Below are 21,977 nucleotides of genomic sequence, written 5' to 3'. Positions count from 1 at the left end.
AGTCGGCCCCCGGGCCGACGAAGCAGTCCGAAGCAGTCCGTGGAGGCACCGCATGCAGGCATGGCAAGTGCACGAGAACGGCGAGCCGCGCGAGGTGATGCGGCTCCAGGACGTGGAGCGCCCCACGCCCGGTGACGGCCAGGTCCTGCTGAAGGTGCGCGCCGCGAACATCAACTTCCCCGATGTGCTGATGTGCCGGGGGCACTACCAGGTCCGGCCGCCGCTGCCGTTCACCCCGGGCGTGGAGATCTGCGGGGAGACGGAGGACGGCCGCCGGGTCCTCGCCAACCCGGCGCTGCCGTACGGCGGTCTCGCCGAGTACGCGGTCGCCGACGCCGCCGCCCTGCTGCCCGCGCCCGAGTCGCTGGACGACGCCGAGGCCTCGGCCCTGCACATCGGCTACCAGACCGGATGGTTCGGCCTCCACCGCCGGGCCCGCCTCGAAGCGGGGGAGACCCTCCTCGTCCACGCTGCCGCCGGAGGGGTCGGCAGCGCGGCGGTGCAGCTCGGCAAAGCGGCCGGAGCGACGGTCATCGGTGTCGTGGGCGGCGCCGACAAGGCCGCCGTGGCCCGGGAGCTGGGCTGTGACGTGGTGATCGACCGGCGGAGCGAGGACGTCGTCTCCGCCGTGAAGGAAGCCACCGGAGGCCGGGGCGCGGATGTGATCTACGACCCCGTGGGCGGCGAGGCCTACACGCAGTCGACCAAGGTCGTCGCCTTCGAGGGGCGCATCGTGGTCGTCGGCTTCGCCAGCGGGACGATCCCCAGCCCCGGCCTCAACCACGCCCTCGTCAAGAACTACTCGATCCTCGGCCTGCACTGGGGCCTGTACAACACCAAGAACCCGAAGCTGGTCCAGCACTGCCACGAGCAGCTCACCGAGCTGGCGGCCCGGGGCGTCGTCAAGCCGCTGGTGAGCGAGCGCGCACCGCTCGACGGGGCGGCCGCCGCCGTGCAGCGCGTCGCCGACGGCGTGACCACGGGCCGGGTCGTCGTGGTGCCCTCGCTGGAGAACGGAGCCGCCGCATGACCGACGCAGCCGACCTCAGGCGCCGCACGGCCGAGTTGCTGGCCGCCCACCCGCCCGCCACCACCGACAAGCTGGACTTCCTGAGGGCCCGCTTCGACGCCGGGCTCGCCTGGGTGCACTACCCCGAGGGCCTCGGCGGCCTCGGCGCCCCGCGCTCCCTCCAGGCCGTGGTGGATGCCGACCTGGAGGCGGAGGGCGCCCCCGACAACGATCCGCGTCGGATCGGCATCGGCCTCGGCATGGCCGCGCCGACGATCCTCGCCTACGGCACCGAGGAGCAGAAGCGGCGGTATCTGCGGCCGCTGTGGACCGGTGAGGAGGTCTGGTGCCAGCTCTTCAGCGAGCCCGGCGCCGGTTCCGACCTCGCCGCCCTCGGCACCCGGGCCGTCCGGGAGGGCGACGGCGACTGGATGGTCAACGGGCAGAAGGTGTGGACGTCCAGCGCCCACGTCGCCCGCTGGGCCATCCTCATCGCCCGCACCGACCCGGACGTGCCCAAGCACCGGGGCATCACCTACTTCATCTGCGACATGACCGACCCCGGTGTCGAGGTCAGGCCGCTGCGGCAGGTCACCGGCGAGGCCGAGTTCAACGAGGTGTTCATCACCGACGTACGGATCCCGGACGCCCGTCGTCTCGGTGACGTCGGTGACGGCTGGAAGGTCGCGCAGACCACCCTCAACAACGAACGCGTCGCCATCGGCGGCATGCGGCTGCCCCGCGAGGGCGGCATGATCGGCCCGGTCGCCAGGACCTGGCGCGAGCGTCCGGAGCTGCGCACCCACGACCTCCACCAGCGGCTGCTGAAGCTCTGGGTCGAGGCCGAGGCCGCCCGGCTCACCGCCGAACGGCTGCGCCAGCAGCTCGTCGCCGGACAGCCCGGCCCCGAGGGCGCCGGCATGAAGCTCGCCTTCGCCCGCCTCAACCAGGAGATCAGCGGCCTGGAGGTCGAACTCCAGGGCGAGGAAGGCCTGTTGTACGACGACTGGACCATGCGCCGGCCCGAACTGGTCGACTTCGTCGGCCGCGACGCCGGCTACCGCTACCTCCGCTCCAAGGGCAACAGCATCGAGGGCGGGACCACCGAGGTCCTGCTGAACATCGTCGCCGAGCGCGTCCTGGGCCTGCCCGGCGAGCCGCGCACCGACAAGGACGTCGCGTGGAAGGACCTCGCCCGATGAGCACCCAGCCGAACCGGCGCGCCGAGCCCGACCTGCTGTACTCGGAGGACGAGGAGGCCCTCCGCGCCGCCGTCCGCGACCTGCTGACCGACCACTGCGACGCGGCCGGTGTCATCGCCCGCGTCGAGTCGGACGCCCCGCACGACCGTGAACTGTGGAAGCTGCTCGCCGACGGCATGGGCCTCGCCGGGCTGCTCGTCCCCGAGGAACTGGGCGGCCAGGGCGCCACGCATCGCGAAGCCGCCGTCGTCCTGGAGGAGTTGGGGCGGTCCGTCGCCCCCGTTCCGTACCTCACCAGCGCCGTCGTCGCCACGGAGGCGCTGCTGGCCGCCGACGCCGGTGAGCTGCTCGCCGACCTGGCGTCGGGGCGCAGGATCGGTGCCCTGGCCGTCGCCCTGAACGTCTCCGCGGGGACCGCCTACAAGGTCGTACGGTTCGAGGACGGCGCCCTGCACGGGGAGTTGACCGGCATCGCGGACGCGGCCGTCGCCGATGTGCTGCTGGTGCCCGCCGACGACGGCGGCCTCTACGCGGTGGACGCCTCCGCCGTGACCGTCACCCCGCAGGTGTCCCTGGACCTGACCCGGCCACTGGCGAAGGTCACGCTCGACGGGGCGCCGGGCCGCCTCCTCGGGGACGCCGAGCCCGCCGTACGCCGCGCCCTGCGTGCCGGAGCCGGTCTGCTGGCCTCCGAGCAACTCGGCCTCGCGGAGTGGACGTTGACCGAGACGGTCCGCTACCTCAAGGAACGCAAGCAGTTCAACCGGCCCGTCGGCGGCTTCCAGGCGCTCAAGCACCGCCTCGCGCAACTGTGGCTGGAGGTCGTCAACCTGCGGGCCGCCGCCCGGAACGCGGCCGACCAGCTCGCCACCGGCGGCGACGACGCCGACCTCGCGGTGGCCGTCGCCCAGGCCTTCGCGGCGCCCGTGGCCGTCCACGCGGCCGAGGAGGCGCTGCAACTCCACGGCGGGATCGGCATGACCTGGGAACACCCGGTCCACCTGTATCTGAAGCGGGCGAAGGCCGACTCGATCGCGTACGGCACGGCGGGCGCCCACCGGGCCGCCCTGGCCGAACTGGTCGACCTCCAGGCCCCCTGACGTACACCGGAAGAAGAGCGAGGGAAGCCCGCCCCACCTGGGGCGGGCTTTTCCGTGTGCGCCCGGCGGCCCCGGTGAACACGGGTGAACGCACGACGGCTGTCCGGCCAACTCCCCGCACGGACCTGCTCATCGGCCCCTTCCGGCTCGCATACTCGCTGGGTCCGCAACCGGCCCACCCGGGAGGCAGAGCATGGCCCTCACCACCCGTCGCAGAGCCCTCACCACCCTCGGCGCCGCCCTCACGGGCGCCGTCGCCCTGCCCGCCACGCGCGCGCTGGCCGACGAACACAAGCACCGGCCGCGCCCGTTGTGGCGGGCCCACGCGCACAACGACTACGAGCACCCGCGGCCCCTTCTCGACGCCCTCGACCACCGCTTCGGCAGCGTCGAGGCCGACATCTTCCTCGTCGGCGACCAACTCCTCGTCGCCCACGACCTCGCCGATCTCGACCCCGCCCGCACCCTCGAAGCCCTCTACCTGGACCCGCTCGCCGCCCGCGTCCGCGCCCACCACGGCTCGGTGTACCGGGGACACCGCAGGCCGCTGCAGCTGCTCATCGACATCAAGACCGAGGGCGCCTCCACCTACCTCGAACTCGACCGCCATCTACGGCGATACCGGCACCTGTTCACCACGTACGCACATGGCCGGGTCCACCCGGGCGCGGTCACGGCCGTGATCTCCGGGGACCGGGCCGCCCGGATGCCCATGCAGGCGCAGACCGTGCGGCGCGCCTTCTACGACGGGCGGCTCGCCGACCTCGTGTCCACGACGCCCGCGCCCGCCTCCTTCATCCCGCTGATCTCCGACAACTGGCTGCTCAACTTCACCTGGCAGGGCGTCGGCCCGTTCCCGGAGGCCGAGCGCGCCAAGCTCCGGCAAATCGTCTCGACGGCGCACGGGCGCGGGCAGAGGGTGCGGTTCTGGGCGACGCCCGACCAGGCGGGGCCGGCGCGGGACGCGCTGTGGGGCGAACTGCTCGCGGCCGGGGTCGACCACCTCAACACGGATGACCTCGCGGGGCTCGAAGCGTTCCTGGACAGCCGCCGGTCGGCGTAGCCGCGACACGGTCGACACCACTCGTTCGGCGGACACGTCCACCGCACGGACGAACCCTCCGCTACGCCACACTTGCGGCCGAATGCCGCGAAGTGGGCGTGGCGGAGGAGGTTGACGATGGCCGTTTCCATCTCTGTGGTGGTGTTGCTGATGATCCTGACGGTGGTCTTCCTGCGGAGCGGCGCGCTGAAGTTCACGCACGCCGCGGTCTGTGTGTTGCTGGGGTTCTCCATGGCCGGTACGAGTCTGGCGCCGACGGTGCAGGACGGGTTGACGGCCACGGCGGACATCGTGAGCAGTGTGAAGCCGTGAGGTGAGACCGGGGGCGCCTGATGGGGTGGGGGGTGCGGGTGCGTCGGCGGGTGCGTCGGCGGGTGCGGCTCCGGTGGGGCTTCTCGCGCAGTTCCCCGCGCCCCTGAAAAGCAGGGGCTACGCCCCGCAGCCGGAGAACGCGTCGATCATGGCTTGGTGAAGACTCCGATGCCGTTCGGGACGGCTCGTTCCGTGCCGTCGCTCGGGTGGTTGCGGACCGTGACCGCGCTCGCTCCCGGGGCGCGGGCCACGAGCGTGGAGGAGCCGCCGCCGTCCAGGCTGAACGCGTCGACCGAACCCAAGCCCCGCATGGTGGTGGCGACTTCGGCGATGGTCAGCCCGGTGCGGTAGGTCGCGGCACCGTCCAGGGCGAGCAGCAGCAGGCGGCGGCCACCGTCGGCGACACCCGCGGCCGTGCGGACCGCCGAGGTCGTGCCGTCGAGGCCGGGCAGCGGTTGGCCGCCCCGCAGGACCGGGTAGCCGCCGAGCGCGAACGCGTACGGCGTGCCCGTCGAGGAGACGAGGAGGTGCTGTACCTCCACCGTGTCACCGGGCGCGAGCTTGCGCAGCTGCTGGGCGCCCGCCTCGCGGCCGACCAGAACGGTCGCCCCGGCCGCGATCGAACCGCTGCCGGGGGTTCCCGCCGTACCCACCACGCGGCCGTCCTCGACCAGCACCTCGTGCGTGTCGGTGCTGCACGGCGCGGCCCGGTCGGTGTCCGTGCCGCAGACGGCGCGCAGCCGGGAGACGCTGCCCCAGTCCGAGGTGAACGCCCCCACGGAACCGACCGGCAGGGCGTACTGGTTGAGGCCGCGGAGCGGGAGATCGCCCTCGGCGGTGGTGACGGAACCGTCGAGGGCGATGCGGTCGAGGCGGGCCGTACCGTCGGTGGTGACGCCCAGCACGTCCGTGGTGGCGGTGCCCGGCGGCAGGGCGGGGCCGAAGCGCTGACCTTTCGGTACGGCGGCCTTGAGCGCGTGCCCGGCGGCGATCGCCGGACCGACCGGCGCTCCGGTGGCCGCGACGCCGGGGTGCTGGGTCTCGGTGATGTTGAAGAAGTCGCCGTTGACCCCGGCCACGGCACCCGCCGCGGCGGCCAGCCGGGACACGGTCGCGCGCGAGGCCACCTTCCCCGGGTACAGCAGCCCTACGCCCACCTGAGGATGGCTCAGGTCGACGCTCAGCACATGGGCGTGCGTCAGGCCCTTGGCGGCCTGGATGTCGAACTGGCTGTACTCCACGCCCGGCGCGACGGCGACGGCCCTGGGCGCGCCACTGGCCGGTGCCGCCCCCACGAGGGCCGCGCCGGCCAGCACGCTCCACGCCGAGAGAACCGTCAGTACCGTTCTGAACCGTCGAGCACGCCGTGTCACGGTGCCCCCTGATGTCTCGTCAAATGTCCCAGGACTCAGGGGAAGTGCACCAGACGACTACCGGCCGGGCGGGGGCTCCGCCTCGACGACGCGGGAACGGATCAGAAAACGCACCCCTTCGGGTGCTTCCAGGGAGAAGCCGCTGCCCCGGCCCGGCACGACGTCCACGATGAGCCGGGTATGGCTCCACACCTCGTACTGGTTGCGGGACATCCAGAACCCCACCGCCTCGTCGACCCCGTCGACGGTCAGCTCCGCGAGGAGGACGTCCGAGTTGCCCGTACGGAACTCGCCGTCGGGGTAGCACATGGGGGCGCTGCCGTCGCAGCAGCCGCCCGACTGGTGGAACATCAACGGGCCGTGGGCCGCCCGCAGCCGCCGGACGAGATCGGCGGCCGCGGGGGTGAGCTCTACGCGCGGGACGACATCCATGGGCGCAGTGAACGCCTCGTCAGGTTGCGAGGACGTTGCGTGTCCCTCAGCTCTGCCGCCCGCCGCCGGTGCGGGTGCGGCGGCGCAGCAGGAGGAGGCCGCCCGTGAGGGCCGCGAGGCCGCCCGCGGCCGTCCAGGCCGGGAAGTCGGAGGTGCCTGTCGCGGCCAGGTCCTCGCCGCGGCCGCCCTGGGCGCTCGCGGAGGGGGAGGCGGACGACGCGCTCTTCTTCGTGCCGGTGCCGGTGCCGGTGCCGGTGCCGGTGCCGGAGTGTGCGTCCGTGGACGCCGACGGGGGCGCGCTCGCCTCGGCGGCCGTGGCCTTGTCCCGGGTGAACGCCAGGGTGCCGAAGCCCAGTTGGTCGTAGCCGCCGCTGTTGGGGCCGTAGTCGCCGCCGCCGCCCTCGGGTGCCGCCTTGGCCGCGATGCGGGTGAGGTAGGAGGCGTCGAGGCCCCGCCGCCTGGTGTAGTGGTTGGCGATCATGGCCCAGATGGGGCGCGTCATGTTCGGGTCGACACCGGCCGCGTCGGACGCCGTCTCCCTGCCCGACCAGCCGTCGACCGCGCCCTTCGCGCGGGTGTTGGCCGTGTAGGCGACCTCGCCGCCCATGGCCCACTTGGCCACGTACTGGGCGCCCTTGAGGAAGCGGTTGTCGTCGTAGCCGTACAGGTCGATGCCCTGGTTCCAGGCCATCTCGCAGAAGGTGCCCATCAGGCCGACGCCCAGCAGCGCGTGGCCCTGGTCGCGGCCGGCCTCCAGCCACTCGGCGAGTCCGTCGTCGTGGACGACGGGGATGGCCTTGCGGACCGCGCCGAGGCCCTCGCCGTTCTTGAAGTAGTCGACGGCGCGCGCTACTTGGGCCTTGTCGTCGCAGAAGATGCCGGTGGCCAGGACGCAGGCCATGTTGGCGAGGTCCCAGTTGGGCCAGTAGTTGGTGATCACGGCGCCGTTGTGGCGGACCAGGAAGTCGTCGCTGAGCGGGGCGAAGACCTCGCTGAGCATCGTCTTGAAGCGGTCCAGCTCGAAGTCGTCGTGGTCGCGGACGAGTTCGGCGGCGTTGGCGAACTGGTAGCCGTACAGTCCCGCCGCGAGGAAGCGGTCGGCGCTGCCCTGCACGCTGGTCAGCGTCCCCGACCAGGCGTTGAGGATCCGCACGGCGGTGTCGGCGTGCGCGGTCTCGCCGGTGATGCGATGGCGCAGGGCGTTCTGGTAGGCGGCGTGGATGTCCTTGTAGAGCGCGGCGTAGTTCTGCGGGGAGCCGCCGCCCCGGTAGACGGTGGCGGCCGGGCGTGGCGTCCAGGAGGTCTGCGCGTGGGCGTTGGCGGTCAGTTTCGCGAAGCCCGCCGTGTAGGGCTCGGCGCCCGCCTTCACCTTCGCCGCCATCCGGGCGAGGTCGGCCGTGGTGTGGAGCAGACCGGGGTGCGCGAAGCCGGCGCCCGCCGCGGAGGCGGGCGTCGCCGCCGTGCCCGTGCCGATTCCCAGGCCCGCCGCGCCCGCGGCGATACCGGCGATCTTCAGCGTGCTCCGGCGGCTGATCTGTGCAGTCACGTGGGGGTCCTCGGGTCTCGGGTACAGGTGGCGGCCGGTGCCCGCGTCGGCCCGCGCGGGCGGCCACGCACAGGAGACGCACCGGCCCCGGGGCGGATAACAGAAACCGGGGCGGTGCGTCTCTCGTCGTACTCGGGGTCAGGCGCCCGGGGCCCACCCGCCCAGCCAGTCCGCGACCTCCTGGTCGGCGGCCTGGGCGTCCGTCAGCTGCGGACGGTCGCCGCTCGCGCTGCCGGAGCCCGCGCCGGTGTTCTTGTACTCGGCGAAGCGGTCGTCCTTCCACGAGAAGCCGCCCATGTCGGACCAGGGCGTGGACTTGATCGCGGCGCTCAGGGTGGAGTTGCGGACCGTGGTCTGCGGGTCGACGGTGGTGTCGCCGCCGGGGTGCCAGTTGCGGCCGAGGAAGAAGCTCGCGGCGGACACGTCCCCGTTGACGGTCGAGCGGTTGATCAGGATGCCCTTGCGGTTCGCGGGCGTGCTGGGGGCGGTGATGTACCCGGCGGAGGTGCCGTTCCAGCGCTTCTTGAGGGTGATGACCGACTTGTCGACGACCACCGTGGCCCGGCCGAAGACGAAGTCGACGTTGCCCGTGATGTAGGAGTTGGTGACGTAGACCCGGCCGAGCTTGTCCTTGGCGGCGGTCTCCATCTCCAGCGTGTCCTGGTCGCCGTTGACGATGACGCCGTCGAGGACGATCCGGTCGGCCTGGGTGAGGAGCGCGACGGCCTGGTGACCGTTCAGGGACTGGTTCGCGGCCTCGTCGAAGTCGTTGGTGACCGTCAGGTTGCGGACCTGGGAGTCGTCGGACTGGATGGACACGGTGGCGCTGCCGGGGGTGCCGTAGGTGCCCGAGCCGTCCGGCTTCTGCATACCGGCGGCGTTGCCGTACACGATCGTGGTGTCCTTGCGGCTGCCGCCCGAGCCCTGGATGGTGACGTGCGGCTTGTTGGACGGGACCTTGACGACCTCGCGGTACGTGCCCGGCGCGACCGAGATCACCACGCGCGAGGCGTTGTTCGCGGGCACGGCGTCGACGGCCTTCTGCACACTGGTGAACTGGCCGCTGCCGTCCTTGGCGACGGTGAGCGTGGTGGCCGCGGCGGCCTTGGTCGTCGCCGTCGTGCCGATGGAACTCCGGGGGCCCGCACCGGACTTCAGGAGGGCGGGCACGTCGGCGGCCTTGTCGAGGGTGTAGCTGTAGTACGTCTTCGGGTCGAAGGCCGTGCCGCCGCTCTCGTTGCGGCCGGAGGTGCCGGAGAAGACGTTGCCGCGCTGCACCAGGGCGGCCGTGGCGTCCTTGGTGACCGGGTTCCGCATGCCCTGGAAGTAGCTGTTCTCCAGGACCATCTTCGTGTTGCCGCGCGCGTAGTTGCCGTACGAGGAGGTGATGTCCGTCCCCGAGACGTCCTCCAGGAAGTTGTTGTACAGGTGCGCGTGCGCCACGTTGTCGGTGGACGGGTTGCGCTGCTCGGTCTCGCGGAACCAGTTGTGGTGGATCGTCAGGTCGGCGGTGGTGTTGGTGGTCCAGCCGATGCCGAAGGTCTTGTTGTTCTGGCTCAGCCTGTTCCAGGAGACCGTGACGTACGTGGTGTCCTTGCGGCTGTCGATCAGACCGTCCGCCATGTGCCGCAGATCGTTGTGGTCGATCCAGACGTGGTGGGCGCCGTCCATCTGGATCGCGTCGAAGTCGTGGTCCTTGTCGTTCCAGGTGCCCTGGTAGGAGTCCCGGATCGTCAGATTGCGGATGATGACGTTGTGGACGCCGGAGCCGAGGAAGAAGCCGCCGCCCACGATGTGGCCCGAGGTGCCGGAGCCGACGATCGTCTTGTCGGAGGCGACCTTGATCTCCTTGCCCACCGGGTTCATGTCGATGGTCCCGGCCACGACGATGACGTAGGGCTCGGCGGCGGTCGCGTACTTCTCCAGGTCGGCCAGGGTCCGCACGGTGACCGTCTTCCCGTCCCGGCCGCCGTAGGTCCCGTTCTGGCCCAGCGCGTTCACCGAGGCGAAGCCGTCGGCGGTCTCGCCGGCCCAGGCGGTGGTGGCCGCCGCCGCGCGGGGCTGCGCGGCCTCGCCGAAGACACCGAAGACGGTGCCGTAGGCCATGGTCCCGGCGGCGGCCAGGGCCAGGGGGACACCGGCCACGAGCGCCGTCTTCCTTCTGCGGTGGCGGGCCTTGCCGTGGTTGTCGCTCACGCGTCGCTTCCGTTCCGTCCGGGGGAGGGTCGTCAGCCGAGCAGTCGCCGCCGGATCGGGAGAGGTTGCCGTCCTCCGGAACGAATTTCGGTCAGAGAAACGGAACTTCGCATCGCAGGCGGCGGGTGGCCGAGAATCGCCCCCCGTTTCGAGGGCGGAACAGTTCAGTCCGCTCGGGCCGGGCCCCCGGCGGGCGTTGACACGTGTGCGCAGGTCAGGCCGGGGCTGTCACAGCAGTACATCGATTTCGTTGTTCACTTGACTACCGGGCGTCACACGCGATTGGCTCCGCCCAGCGAAAGTCGGCCAGTCACCGCACGTCATCGCGGTGACGCCGGCGATTCTGCTCTCCCCAGACGTCCCACACCGGTCGCACAGCGAGGTGCCGCGCCCCCATGAACCCACCCCCCGCGCCCCACAGGATCTTCACGGCGTTCCGTGCCACGGCGCTCGCCGCGGCCGTCTGTCTGACCGTCGCCGGTTGCTCGGTGTTCGGCGGCTCGGACGCCGATTCGGACACGGGCGCGCCGGGATCCTCGGGCGGGATGAAGATCGCGCTGATCACGCACAGCGCCGAGGGGGACGCCTTCTGGGACCTGGTCCGCAAGGGCGCGGAGGTCGCGGCGGCGAAGGACGGTGTCGAACTCACCTTCGTCAGCGACCCCGACTCCGCCGGGCAGGCGAAGCTGGTGCGGGACGCGATCGCCGACAAGGTCGACGGCATCGCCGTGACCCTCGCCAAACCGCAGGCGATGCGCGGCGCGGTCGCCGAGGCCCGCGCCGCCGGGATACCCGTGGTGGGCCTCAACTCCGGGATCGACGCCTGGCAGGCGCAGGGCCTGCTGGCCTTCTACGGCCAGGACGAGAGCGTCGCCGGGCGCGCCCTCGGCAACGAACTCGACGCCCGCGCCGCCAAACACGCCCTGTGCGTCATCCACGAGCGCGGCAACGTCGCCATGGAGGCCCGCTGCGCGGGTGTGCGCAAGACCTTCGCCGGTCGGACCGAGAACCTCTACGTCGACGGCACCGACCGGGACTCGGTGACCGCCTCCGTCGCCGCGAAGCTCCGCCAGGACCCCACCATCGACGAGGTCGTCACCCTCGGCGCCCAGTTCGCGCTCGCCGCCGTGGACTCGGTGGACGACGTGAACAGCAAGGCCCAGGTCGCCACCTTCGACCTCAACAAGGACCTGGTCGAGGCGGTGAAGAACGGTGACGTCCAGTTCGCGGTGGACCAGCAGCCCTACCTCCAGGGCTATCTCGCGGTCGACGGGCTCTGGCTCTACCGGACCAACGGCAACACCAGCGGCGGCGGCGTCGAGCCCGTGCTCACCGGTCCGGCGTTCGTCACCAAGAAGAACATCGCCGGAATCGCCGAGTTCGCGGCGAACGGGACCCGTTGACACCGGCAAACGGAACCTTCCGTTCGGACATGACCGCGCACCGGAACCCAAGCATCCGGAACGGTCGTGTAACGGCGACCCCAAACTTCCGGCCACCCCTGCGACGTGCGTTCACTTGTGCGGATAACATCCTGCGCATCCCCTGTGCGCCGTACTGACAGGTGTCCACCCACCATCCCCGGACCCCTGTCGCCCCCACCCCCGATCCCTCCGCTCCCCGCCAACCGCCCAAGGACGACGATGCCCCCACGGACCGGCGCCCGGCGCCGTCTCGGCTCCATACGTCTCTCGCTGATCCTCCTGGCTCTGATCCCCAGCGTCACACTGGCCGTGAGTTGGGGTGTGACGACGTCCCAGATGTTCTCGGAGGGCCTGCGGCTGCGGACGCAGACAGGACTGAGCAAGTCCACCGGCGCCATGGGAACCGACGCGACCCTCGCCCTCCAGCGCGAGCGCGCCCTGTCGGCCGCCTACATGGCGGCCCCCGGCAGCTCCATGACCGCCCTGGAGCAGCAGCGCCGGCAGACCGACAAGGCGGTCGCGAAACTCGCCGCGCGCGCGAGCGCCATCGAGGACGCCCCCGACCGCATCGGTGACCGGCTGTACTCGGTGATGGCCGGCTCCGGCAGCCTGGAGTACTACCGGGACCAGGTGGACAGCCCCACCGACATCACCCCCGAGCAGATCCTCGACCAGTACACCGAGATCATCGACGGCCAGATCCACGCCTTCCAGGCGCTCTCCCAGGTCGACGACGGCGACCTCACCTCGCAGGCCGGCCCGCTCGTCACCCTCGAACAGGCCGCGGAACTGGTCTCCCAGGAGGACGCCCTCCTCACCCTCAACTGGCCTGTCGGCGAACTGGACGAGGCCGACCGGGACCGCTTCGCCCAGGTGGTCAACGCCCGCCGCTGGCTCGTCGACAACCAGCTCGTCCCCTCACTGGAGGGCGAGGTGAAGTCCGAGGTCGAGCGGATCGTGCAGGGCCGGGACTGGCAGTCGTTGCAGGCCGTGGAGGACCAGGTCCTCTCGGCGCACACGACCGGCACCGGGGCCTCCCGCAGGACGAAGCTGCCCGACGCGCAGGACCGCTGGGACGCCGCGATGGCGAAACTGTCCGCCCAGTACGAGAAGTTGATCCGCAGCCAGACCCAGGATCTGCTGGACCGCAGCGGCCAGGAGGCGCGCGGGCTGCTGATCACGGCCGGTTCGCTGAGCGCCGGCGGCCTCGCCGCGCTGCTGGTGTGCGTTGTGATCTCCTGGCGCATCACCCGCTCCCTGTCCCGGCGGCTCACCGGCCTGCGCACGGCCACCCTCAGCCTCGCCGAGCACCGGCTGCCCGACGTCGTCGCCCGCCTCGACCGGGGCGAGAAGGTCGACGTGGACGAGGCCGCGGCACCGCTGGACTACGGCACCGACGAACTCGGCCAGGTCGCCAAGGCGTTCAACGCCGCCCAGCGCACCGCCGTGCACACCGCCGTGGAACTCGCCGACACCCGGCGCGGATTCCAGCGCGTCATCCTCGGCATCGCCCGGCAGAGCCAGAACCTGGTCAACCTCCAGCTCACCAAGCTCGACCAGCTGGAGCGCCAGCACCAGGACCCGGAGATCCTCAAGGGCCTGTACGAACTGGACTCCACCGCGAGCCAGTTGCGCCGCTACGAGGAGAACCTGGTCATCATCAGCGGCGAGCGCCCCGGCCGCAGCTGGACCGAACCGGTCGCCCTGATCGACATCCTGCGCAGCGCCGTCGGCGAGGTCGCCCAGTACCAGCGGGTGGAGGTGCACGCCGACGACGAGGTGTGGATCGCCCCGCCCGCCGTGGCCGACGTCATCCACCTCCTCGCCGAACTCATCGACAACGCCACCTCGTACTCGCCCGCGCCCAGCCCGGTGAGCGTCCGCGCCGCGATCGTCGCCAAGGGGCTCGCCCTCGAAGTGGAGGACCGCGGCCTCGGCATGTCCGAGGAGGACTACGCCGCCTTCAACGCCCAGCTGGCGGTGCCTCCCCAGTTCGACGTGGTCGCGCTCGCCGACGACCTCCGGCTCGGCATGTTCGTCATCGCCCGGCTCGCCACCCGGCACGGCATCACCGTCACGCTGCGCGCCTCGCCGTACGGCGGAACGACCGCGATCGTGCTGATCCCGGACGAGATCGTGGTGCGCGAGGCCCCCGTTCCCGACGAGGACGAGGGCACCGATCCCGTCGAACCGCCGTCCCGTACCTCGCTGATGGCCGCACGCGTCGCCGCCGCCACAGCGGAGCCGCAGCCCGAAGCCGCACGGCAGGACCCGGACGGCGCGACACGGGACGGTGCGACCGGGGATGGCGCGACGCGGGACGGCGTCACGCGGGACGGTATGCCGGAGGAACGATCCACCGCGCACGCGCGGGCCGCCGACACCGTCGAGGACGCGAACGGGACACGGCCGGCCCGCGCCGGGAAGCCCCGAGCCGGGAAGAAGGGCGGCCCGATGCCGTTGCCCCGCCGGATCCCGCAGACCAGTCTGGCGGCGGAGCTGAAGGAGGAGGCGGAGCCCTGCCCGGACGGCGACGCCGACGACTTCACCGCCGAGCGGGCCGCCTCCTCGCTCGCCGGGTTCCAGCGCGGAACGCTCCAGGCGCGTGACGACGCGGAACCCGAACTCGCACCAGGGGAGGAAACCGCATCCGAAGACCCAGGAGACCGAGTCCCCGCCTCCGGCACCTGACGTCCCCACGACTCCTTCCCCCGCAGACCGCTCATTGAAGGACACACAGATGACACGCCCCATCCCCGCCACCCACAGCCAGCTCGACCAGCTGCTCACCGGACTGGTGGACCGGGTCGCCGAGGTCGACCACGCCGTCGTGCTCTCCGAGGACGGACTGGTCGTCAGCAAGTCCACCGCGTTCCTGCGCGACGACGCCGAGCGGCTGGCGGCGACCGCGTCCGGCCTGATGAGCCTCAGCAAGGGCGTCAGCATGGACTTCCGCGGCGGGCCCGTCCGCCAGCTGCTCATCGAGATGGGCAACGCCTTCCTGATCCTCACCAACGCCGGACCCGGCGCCAACCTCGCCGTGCTGACCCGGCAGGGCGCCGACGTCGGCGTCGTCGCGTACCAGATGAACATGCTGGTGAAGAAGATCGGCGAGCACCTCAGCGCGGCCCCACGCGCCGGTGTCGTCGCGGCCGACAGCGGCGAGTGAGGTGAACGGAGGCGACGCGGCGGGCCGGCTGGTTCGCCCGTTCACCCTGACGGGCGGCCGGACCCGGCCCGCCCGTGGCGACTTCACCCTCATCACCATGGTGACGGCCGTGGACCCGCAGCCGGCCGGGGGCACCCGGCCGCAGCCGGAGCACGCGCGGATCGTCAGGCTGTGCGCGAAGCCGATCGTGGTGGCGGAGCTGGCCAGCAAGCTCGACCTCCCGGTGAGCGTGGTCGCGATCATGCTCTGCGACCTGTTGGAAGCGGGCCGGATCAGCGTCCGCCAGCCACGCCTGATCGCCCGCGCCCCCGACCTGGACCTGCTGAAGAAAGTGAGGGACGGCCTTGGCCGGCTCTGACCACACCGCACAGGGCATTCCGGCACCCGACACGGTGAAGATCCTCATCGCCGGCGGATTCGGCGTCGGGAAGACGACCATGGTCGGGTCGGTCAGTGAGATCGTCCCGCTGCGCACGGAGGAACCCCTCACCACCGCCGGGCTCGGGGTCGACGACCTCGACGGCATCCCAGAGAAGCACGCCACCACGGTGGCCCTCGACTTCGGCCGCATCAGCATCGGCCAGGACCTCGTGCTCTACCTGTTCGGCACGCCCGGACAGCAGCGGTTCTGGTTCATGTGGAACGACCTCGCGATCGGCGCCCTCGGCGCCGTCGTCCTCGTCGACGTACGCCGCCCCGAGTCCAGTTTCGCCGCCATCGACTTCTTCGAACGCCGCAAGATCCCCTTCGTCATCGGCGTCAACGGCTTCCACGGCGAACACCCCTACGAGCCCGACGACATCCGCGACTCCCTGGCCCTCCCCGAGAACACCCCCGTGATCCTCTTCGACGCCCGCGAACGCGCTTCGTCCCGCGACGTCCTGATCGCCCTCCTGGACCAACTGATCGCGGCGTCGGCGCGCTGACGGCTACGGGCCGACCTCCTCGCGCACCAGACCCGCCACGTGGTCCGTGATCGTGTCGAGGATGTTCGTCCAGGCCGCGTCGTCGCCCAGGACCAGGAAGTTCAGGGTGAGGCCGTCGGTCATGGCGGCGAGGTAGCGGGCCAGGACCGGGACGGGGACGATCAGTTCGAATCGCATGGACAGCCTCAGCTGTTCGATCAGCTCGGCGTAGGTGTCCTGGTACATCTCGTACTGCCGCCGCGCCAGATGCTCGAAGCCCGGCTCGCGCAGGGCGTACTGGGTGAGCTCGTAGGTCAGCATGTGTTCGCCCGGGTGGGCGGCGACATGGTCCCAGTAGGCCTGGAACCCGGCCCGCACGGTCTCCCTGAGGGTGTCCCGGGGCCGGATCGCCTCCCGTACCAGCGCGACGTAGTGCCCGGTGATGGTGGTGATGACGGACTCGAGCAGTTCCTGCTTCGACTCGAAGCAGTAGTGGAAGACGCTCAGTGACACGCCCGCCTCGGCCGCGATGGACCGGGTCGTCGTCCTGGGGACGCCGTCCCGGGTCATCGCGCGGATCGCGGCCTCGGTGAGCTGTCTGCGACGCTCGGCCGACGGCAGGCGTGCCATCTGGTGCCTCTTTCCCCCGTGGTGTGCGGTCAGCCGCTGTATACGCCGACCTCGTGGAGGGAGTAACCCCAGTCCGTGCCGCGGTCGGTCCCCAGCATTCGAACATATCTGGCCGACACCGCGGAGAACGCGGCCGTGTCCAGACCGCCGTCACCGGAGGTCGTGGACCACACGGTCCTCCAGGTCGAGCCGTCCGTGGAGACGTCGACCTGGTACGCCTTACCGTAGGCCCGCTCCCAGTCGAGGGTGACCTTCTTGATGACGCGCGAGGAACCGAGGTCCAGCTTCAGCCACTGGCTGTCGCTCCAGTCGCTCGCCCAGCGGGTGCCGCCGTCGCCGTCCACCGCCCGACCGGGCTGGTAGCTGGTGACGGGGTTCGACTCCGACGAACTGGCCGTCGCCGCCGCGCCCTTGGCGAGGTTCACCCCCGCCTGGTGGGCCTCGGAGGAACCCCAGGTTCCGAGGTAGGACTCGGCGCCCTTGAAGAGGTCGTCCACCACGCCCTGTCCGCCGACGAGCCGGATGTCCTCGATCCAGTCCGGGACCATGCCGACATGGGCGGCACCGTCGGTGTTGTAGTTCCAGGTGCGCTGGCCCGTGGTCTGCTTGTCGATCGTCGAGCCGCCGTCGGCGCTCTTGAAGGGGTACTTCACCGGGTTGGAGGTGTCGGCGCCGCGCGGGGCGGGGTGGTCGCCGATGCCGTTGAAGTCGGTGCCGTAGCCGTAGCCCACGTCGTACTTCGCACGCAGGGCGTCGGTGCGCTTCGCCTCCGCGCTGAACTCCTCGGACCCGTGCATGTACTGGGCGACGAAACCGCCGAGGGAGTAGACCCGCTCGGTCCAGTTGAGGTCCATCCAGCTGTGCGAGGACAGCACGCCCGGGTAGGACGCGGCCTCGAACATGTCCAGCACCTGGCCGGTGGCCTTGACGCTCATGTGGTCGATCTCGAGCATCATCTTGCGCTTCATCATGCCCTGGACGGCGTACTCACCGAGATCGGTCAGCCCCCGCACGTTGCACTGCGCGTCCGCGTCGTACTCCGGCACCTCGGTGCCCGCCGGCAGGTCCTGCTCGGCCTCCGTCGAGGCGCCGCCGATCGGGTTGTCCTTCTGCGGGCCCTTGCACTTCTCCGTCTGCCAGAACGTGCCGGTCGACAGGAACTGCCCGACGTTGATGGCCGTACCGAGACCGTGCTCGTCGAAGCGGACGCCGCACAGCGCGTTGTCGAACTTGTGGCACAGGAACATGCTGCGCACACCCAGGTCGTACAGCTCGTCGAGACCCTTGTCGATGTCCTCCTTGCTGCACTGCGCAATGTCGAGGATCTGCTTGCAGCCGAACGGCTCGGACGTCTCCACGCCCAGGACGACGGCGAGCTTGCCCTGCTTGATGACCTCACGGGCCTGCGCGCTGTCGGTGACGATCCGGAACCAGCCCTTGCCGGTGCCGCCGTATTGCGCGTCGATGTACGCCTGGAGGTCGTACGTCAGTTTCGCCTGGAGCCGGATCGAGGTCATCTCGTCGCAGCTGCGGTCCTTGAACGGGTAGATCGAGCAGATCATCCCGTTGGTGACCAGGTCGTTGACGAGCACCCGCTGACCACCGCGCCAGGCGCGCTCGATCCAGGCGTAGTAGTTGGCCTGGTGGGTCATCGAGTCGTACGCCGGCCAGTCCTTGAACGTCGGCCAGCCGACCGGGTCGTGCTTGCCGTCGCCGCCGTGGGTGATGTAGTCGAAGATCGCGAGGGAGCCGTCCGGGTAGTGCTCGGGACAGTCCTTCAGCGCGTCCGCGACACCGGACGTCGAGAACACCTTGCCGCAGATGAGCCGGCCGCCGAACGCCTCGTTGGAGAACAGGTGGTTGTGCGCGTCGACGAACCCGCGCACGTCACCCGCCGAGTCGGTCCCCTTGAACGGCTCGCCCGTCACATTGATCTGGGAGTCGGGGGACGGCCGTGAGGTGGGCAGCCACCATTCGCCGGTGGCGGCCGAACTCGACGACGGGCTGAGCAGCATGCCCATCGCGGTCAGGAACAGCGCCAGCACCATGAGAGGTCTGCGTCTGCGGTGGGCGCGTGGAGTCCTGGTCATACTCACGTCCTCGGTCGGGGGGTGCGCGGTCGATCGGCCAGACCGTTGCGGGACGCGTTGAACACCCACGACGCCATAGTCCGATTGTCATGGCTGGCACAAGCGATGTGACGAGAATCGCTACTGGGGTGATCCGAGTCAATAGTCCGGGACGGTTGACCTGATGGCGCCTTCGACCCCACGACGGAGTGACGCTTCGTCAAACTGTAGGTCGGCGGTGTCGGTCGACGGTACGAAGGCGCGCGTGCCCGCTCTCGGACTACGAAAGCGTGCGTACCGACTGGCGGATCACCAGCTGTGTGCTCAGCACCACGTGGTCGTCGCCGCCCAGGCGCTCCTCGCGCTCCAGCGCCAACCGGACCGCCGTGCGCCCCAGATCCTCGTACGGCACCCGCACCGTGGTCAGTGCGGGGGAGAGGTCGGCGGCGAACGGGACGTCGTCGAAGCCGATCAGGGAGACATCGCCCGGGACGTCGAGCCCGGCCTCGCGCAGCGCGGCGAGCGCGCCCGTGGCCACCATGTCGGTGCCCGCGAAGACCGCCGTGAAGTCGAGGCCGGCCGCCAACGCCTCCCGGGTGCGCTGGTATCCCGAGACCCGGGTGTACGGGCCCGGCAGCTCCAACTCCTCGGCGAGCTCGACGCCGTGGGCGCGCAGGGCGTGCAGAAAGCCGTCCCGGCGCTGGTCGGCGGTGCTGAGCCCGGGGTCGCCGCCCAGGAAGAGGACGCGCCGGTGCCCGGCGGTCAGCAGATGGTCGGTGGCCTGGAAGGCGCCGCCCCGGTTGTCGTACTGCACCACCGTGACCGGCAGGGTGCCGGGCAGCGGGGGACGGCCCACCAGCACCAGGCGGGAGCCGGCCGCGTCCAGCGCCGTCGCGTACTCGGCCATCCGCCGCCGGTACGCCTCGTCCTGGCGGGCGCCGCCGACGAGGACGACCGCCGCCGCGTGCTGCTCGCGCATCAGCTGCACCAGGTCGTCCTCGCGGGCCGAGTCGTCGTGCGTGGCGCACACCAGGCTCAGCCGGCCCCGGTCGGCGGCCGCCTGCTCCACCCCGGCCGCGACATGGGCGAGGGACGGGCCGGTGATGTCCTTGATGACCAGGGCGACCGGCCCGGCGACGCGGCCGGAGAGGGCCTTGGCGTGCACGTTCACCACGTAGTGCAGTGACTCGACCGCGGCCATGACCCGGGCCCGGGTCTCGGTGGATACCGGGTAGTTCCCGGCGAGCGTGCGGGAAACGGTTGCTACGGAGACCCCGGCCCGCGCGGCGACGTCCCGAATCGTGCTGGGCCGCTCGCCGCCCGAGGCGCTGCTCCGTCGACGCCTGGCACCGCCGGGTTCGGTGCTGCTTCGGCGACCGTTTTCGTTGACCGTCACGGTTCGACGTTACTGCATGGGAGGTTGATGACGGCGGGTGGTCGCGGAACTGAGATGCCGAGAGAGGGTAAGCGTTTACTCTCCTCGGTCGGGAACTCCGATCAGTGCGACTCGGCACGGCTTGTGGCGACTGGGGCGACTCAGAGCTACGCCTCGCCGGCCGGGACCGTGGCGGGTGTGGCGCTGGTGAGGTCGGCGGCGGTGAGGTCGGGACCGGTGGCGGCGCCGGGTACGGCGGGCAGCGGGGCCGGGGCGCGGCGGCGGCCGGCGAGGCGGCAGCCGAGGCAGTCGACGTGTCCGCCGTGCGCGGAGCGGTCGCGGACCCGGAGGCTCCACTGGTCGCGGGGGCGGGGGCCCGGCGGCTTGCCCCAGCCGGCGAGGTGCAGGACCCAGGTGACGACGAGTGCCGCGACCGAGACGACGGCGCCGAGCACGAACCCCGGGGTCCAGCCGCAGACGCCCAGGCCGAGGGCCGTCGAGCCCAGGGTGCCGATGGCGGTGCCGGTCCAGCCGGCGACGGTGTGTCCTTCGTCGTAGAGACTCATGTGTCCGCTCCCCTCGCGCGCCGGGGCGCGTCACGGCATGCCGCGGCCACGCCCACGGCGTCGTAAGATATCTTAGCAAGTAAGGAATTTAGCCTGCCCCGGAGGCAATTTCAATGGAGGCCGAACGCCGCCCCACCGTCCCTGAGGCGATCAGTGCCATGGACGGCCTGATCGCGACGATGATCGTCGGCCAGCAGGAGTTCGCCCGGAATCTCGGGCTGAGCGTCACCGACCTCGTCTGCTTCGCGTACGTCCTGGAGGCCGGGGACGCGCCGGTCACCGCCGGTGATCTGGCCACGCGCGCCCATGTCACCACCGGAGCGGTGACGGGTGTCCTCAACCGGCTGGAGCGCGGCGGTTTCGTGACCCGACAGCCCGATCCGGCCGACCGGCGCCGGGTCCGGGTGGTCGCGGTCCCCGACGCGGCGGAGCGGGTGGTGGCGATCTACGGCCCGTTCTACGCCCGCCTCGCCGAACTCTTCACCCGCTACTCACCCGACGAACTGGCCCTGCTCGTCGACTGGTTCACGCGCGCGGGTGAACTGGCGCGGGGGTATCTGGACGAGTCCTGATGGCTTCCTCGGTCGGTGGTTGTGGCCGGTTGGAGTGGCTGGGGCCTGCTCGTGGACGGCGATGTGGTCGGGGGCGCTGATGGCCCCGGGGGTCAGTGCCGCCCCTCAGCCCACGCCGCGCGTTTCGAGCGCGGTCGAATACCGCTGGTCGTCCTGCACACCAACGGACCACGCCGACCCACCGGCCTCTGCTGCACGCCGAGGTCAGACCACACCAGCCACGCAGAGGTCATCTCAGTTGCAGATGTCGTTCTTTCCTGCTGATCCTGTGCGCCCGGGGAATGAGGAGGACGGCGTGGGATTGATTCTGTTCGATCGTCCGGACGGCGGCGGTGGTGAGCTCTCGGCTGCCGAGTGCGCCACGATCCTGCCTCGGCTGGACGCGATCACGGCCTAGTGGCGGCACCAGGCCGACGACCCTCTCCTTCGACAGCACACCGATGACGCTCGGCAGTTGGCGGTCGTCCTGCGTCTATGCGTCGAAAAGGACGTCGGACTTCTCTTTCTTTGACGCCAAGAAGTTCAGAAGCTGTGTCAGAACCGGTGATCTGTGACGGTCTGTGACTCGTGGACCGGTCGGTGGAGCCGGGCGCCGCATGTTGGGTGGGGGCCGGACTCGGCCATGCTGGCCCGACTGACCCTCTCCGGACAGCTTCAGGACACCGGCGTCCAGCTCGAACTGCTCACCGGCCAACTCACCGCAGCGCTGAGATCAGCCTTCTGGCATTGCCTGCTTGGGACCGTTGCCGGTGTGGCCCTTGTCGCGGGCGTAGATGACGGTCGCCTTTCCGCCGCCGGAAGTGCGGCAGTCCATCTCGAACAACGAGCCCATCGCCGCCCCCAAGGTCGTGACGACACCGTAGGAGACACCCGCCAGAAACACGCCCTAGAGGCAATGCCGTTGCTTTTACCGTGGGCGTAGGCTGGTTGGCAGTGGGTCCCCGGGGGTGGTTGGTGTGGCTGCGAGTGCGTCTGACTTATCGGGTCTTGGTCTTCTGACCTGGGTGTATCCGCCGGGGTTGGTGGACCGGGTG

The 21,977-nt window shown here is 70.9% G+C and carries 20 protein-coding genes; 11 read left to right on the top strand and 9 right to left on the bottom strand.

What is annotated here, in order from left to right; translation table 11 throughout:
* Positions 1-52 precede the first annotated feature (52 nt).
* The 5 genes from PUR53_RS30315 to PUR53_RS30295 all read left to right on the top strand — a co-directional run bounded on the left by PUR53_RS30315 (position 53) and on the right by PUR53_RS30295 (position 4,686).
* A complete protein-coding gene (locus PUR53_RS30315; RefSeq protein WP_329897498.1) occupies positions 53-1,030 on the top strand; it encodes an NADPH:quinone oxidoreductase family protein in 978 nt (325 codons plus the stop codon).
* On the top strand, positions 1,027-2,211 hold the full coding sequence (locus PUR53_RS30310; RefSeq protein WP_329897497.1) for an acyl-CoA dehydrogenase family protein: 1,185 nt from the start codon (positions 1,027-1,029) through the stop codon (positions 2,209-2,211). The genes PUR53_RS30315 and PUR53_RS30310 overlap by 4 nt, the downstream gene beginning before the upstream one ends.
* A complete protein-coding gene (locus PUR53_RS30305; RefSeq protein ID WP_329897496.1) occupies positions 2,208-3,311 on the top strand; it encodes an acyl-CoA dehydrogenase family protein in 1,104 nt (367 codons plus the stop codon). Before PUR53_RS30310 ends, PUR53_RS30305 begins: the two co-directional genes overlap by 4 nt.
* A gap of 193 nt (positions 3,312-3,504) precedes the next feature.
* A complete protein-coding gene (locus PUR53_RS30300) occupies positions 3,505-4,374 on the top strand; it encodes a phosphatidylinositol-specific phospholipase C/glycerophosphodiester phosphodiesterase family protein (RefSeq protein WP_329910307.1) in 870 nt (289 codons plus the stop codon).
* A gap of 117 nt (positions 4,375-4,491) precedes the next feature.
* Complete coding sequence (locus PUR53_RS30295; protein ID WP_329910305.1) at positions 4,492-4,686, top strand: hypothetical protein; 195 nt, start codon at positions 4,492-4,494, stop codon at positions 4,684-4,686.
* A gap of 146 nt (positions 4,687-4,832) precedes the next feature.
* On the opposite strand, the gene PUR53_RS30290 is transcribed toward PUR53_RS30295, so the two are convergent.
* From PUR53_RS30290 to PUR53_RS30275, 4 genes are all read right to left on the bottom strand, one after another.
* Positions 4,833-6,059, bottom strand: coding sequence for a phosphodiester glycosidase family protein (locus PUR53_RS30290; RefSeq protein ID WP_443080376.1), 1,227 nt, complete (start codon positions 6,057-6,059; stop codon positions 4,833-4,835).
* Positions 6,060-6,116: 57 nt separating this feature from the next.
* Positions 6,117-6,491, bottom strand: coding sequence for a DUF779 domain-containing protein (locus tag PUR53_RS30285; RefSeq protein WP_329897493.1), 375 nt, complete (start codon positions 6,489-6,491; stop codon positions 6,117-6,119).
* A gap of 46 nt (positions 6,492-6,537) precedes the next feature.
* Complete coding sequence (locus PUR53_RS30280; protein WP_329910303.1) at positions 6,538-8,037, bottom strand: alginate lyase family protein; 1,500 nt, start codon at positions 8,035-8,037, stop codon at positions 6,538-6,540.
* 138 nt (positions 8,038-8,175) lie between these two features.
* The gene (locus tag PUR53_RS30275; protein WP_329910302.1) at positions 8,176-10,233 is read right to left on the bottom strand and encodes a pectinesterase family protein; all 2,058 of its coding nucleotides are present in this window, start codon (positions 10,231-10,233) and stop codon (positions 8,176-8,178) included.
* Positions 10,234-10,628: 395 nt separating this feature from the next.
* Here PUR53_RS30275 and PUR53_RS30270 point away from each other — a divergent pair, with 395 nt between their 5' ends.
* The 5 genes from PUR53_RS30270 to PUR53_RS30250 all read left to right on the top strand — a co-directional run bounded on the left by PUR53_RS30270 (position 10,629) and on the right by PUR53_RS30250 (position 15,752).
* Positions 10,629-11,636 (top strand): substrate-binding domain-containing protein, encoded by a 1,008-nt coding sequence (locus PUR53_RS30270; RefSeq protein WP_329910301.1) that lies wholly within the window; start codon positions 10,629-10,631, stop codon positions 11,634-11,636.
* A 240-nt stretch (positions 11,637-11,876) separates the two neighbouring features.
* Positions 11,877-14,348, top strand: a complete 2,472-nt coding sequence (locus tag PUR53_RS30265; RefSeq protein ID WP_329910299.1) for a nitrate- and nitrite sensing domain-containing protein — start codon at positions 11,877-11,879, stop codon at positions 14,346-14,348.
* Between the two features lie 49 nt (positions 14,349-14,397).
* Positions 14,398-14,826, top strand: a complete 429-nt coding sequence (locus PUR53_RS30260) for a roadblock/LC7 domain-containing protein (protein WP_020114533.1) — start codon at positions 14,398-14,400, stop codon at positions 14,824-14,826.
* Between the two features lies 1 nt (position 14,827).
* Positions 14,828-15,184 carry a DUF742 domain-containing protein gene (locus PUR53_RS30255; protein WP_239752096.1) on the top strand — a complete coding sequence of 119 codons (357 nt, stop codon included), beginning with the start codon at positions 14,828-14,830 and terminating at the stop codon, positions 15,182-15,184.
* Positions 15,171-15,752, top strand: a complete 582-nt coding sequence (locus PUR53_RS30250; RefSeq protein WP_329897488.1) for a GTP-binding protein — start codon at positions 15,171-15,173, stop codon at positions 15,750-15,752. Before PUR53_RS30255 ends, PUR53_RS30250 begins: the two co-directional genes overlap by 14 nt.
* 3 nt (positions 15,753-15,755) lie before the next feature.
* On the opposite strand, the gene PUR53_RS30245 is transcribed toward PUR53_RS30250, so the two are convergent.
* From PUR53_RS30245 to PUR53_RS30230, 4 genes are all read right to left on the bottom strand, one after another.
* A complete protein-coding gene (locus PUR53_RS30245; protein ID WP_329897487.1) occupies positions 15,756-16,361 on the bottom strand; it encodes a TetR/AcrR family transcriptional regulator in 606 nt (201 codons plus the stop codon).
* Between the two features lie 29 nt (positions 16,362-16,390).
* Positions 16,391-18,451 (bottom strand): galactose-binding domain-containing protein, encoded by a 2,061-nt coding sequence (locus tag PUR53_RS30240; protein WP_329897486.1) that lies wholly within the window; start codon positions 18,449-18,451, stop codon positions 16,391-16,393.
* 259 nt (positions 18,452-18,710) lie between these two features.
* Positions 18,711-19,826 carry a LacI family DNA-binding transcriptional regulator gene (locus PUR53_RS30235; protein WP_329910297.1) on the bottom strand — a complete coding sequence of 372 codons (1,116 nt, stop codon included), beginning with the start codon at positions 19,824-19,826 and terminating at the stop codon, positions 18,711-18,713.
* A 146-nt stretch (positions 19,827-19,972) separates the two neighbouring features.
* Positions 19,973-20,371, bottom strand: a complete 399-nt coding sequence (locus PUR53_RS30230; protein ID WP_329897484.1) for an HGxxPAAW family protein — start codon at positions 20,369-20,371, stop codon at positions 19,973-19,975.
* Positions 20,372-20,484: 113 nt separating this feature from the next.
* Here PUR53_RS30230 and PUR53_RS30225 point away from each other — a divergent pair, with 113 nt between their 5' ends.
* Positions 20,485-20,943, top strand: a complete 459-nt coding sequence (locus tag PUR53_RS30225) for a MarR family winged helix-turn-helix transcriptional regulator (RefSeq protein ID WP_329910295.1) — start codon at positions 20,485-20,487, stop codon at positions 20,941-20,943.
* A gap of 712 nt (positions 20,944-21,655) precedes the next feature.
* On the opposite strand, the gene PUR53_RS30220 is transcribed toward PUR53_RS30225, so the two are convergent.
* Positions 21,656-21,826, bottom strand: a complete 171-nt coding sequence (locus tag PUR53_RS30220; RefSeq protein ID WP_329910294.1) for a hypothetical protein — start codon at positions 21,824-21,826, stop codon at positions 21,656-21,658.
* Positions 21,827-21,977: the final 151 nt, after the last annotated feature.

This window comes from Streptomyces sp. SP18BB07 (assembly GCF_036322545.1).
Lineage (GTDB): Bacteria > Actinomycetota > Actinomycetes > Streptomycetales > Streptomycetaceae > Streptomyces > Streptomyces deccanensis.
Note: the sequence above shows the minus strand (reverse complement) of the source record. Positions and strands in the feature narration are given on the sequence as shown.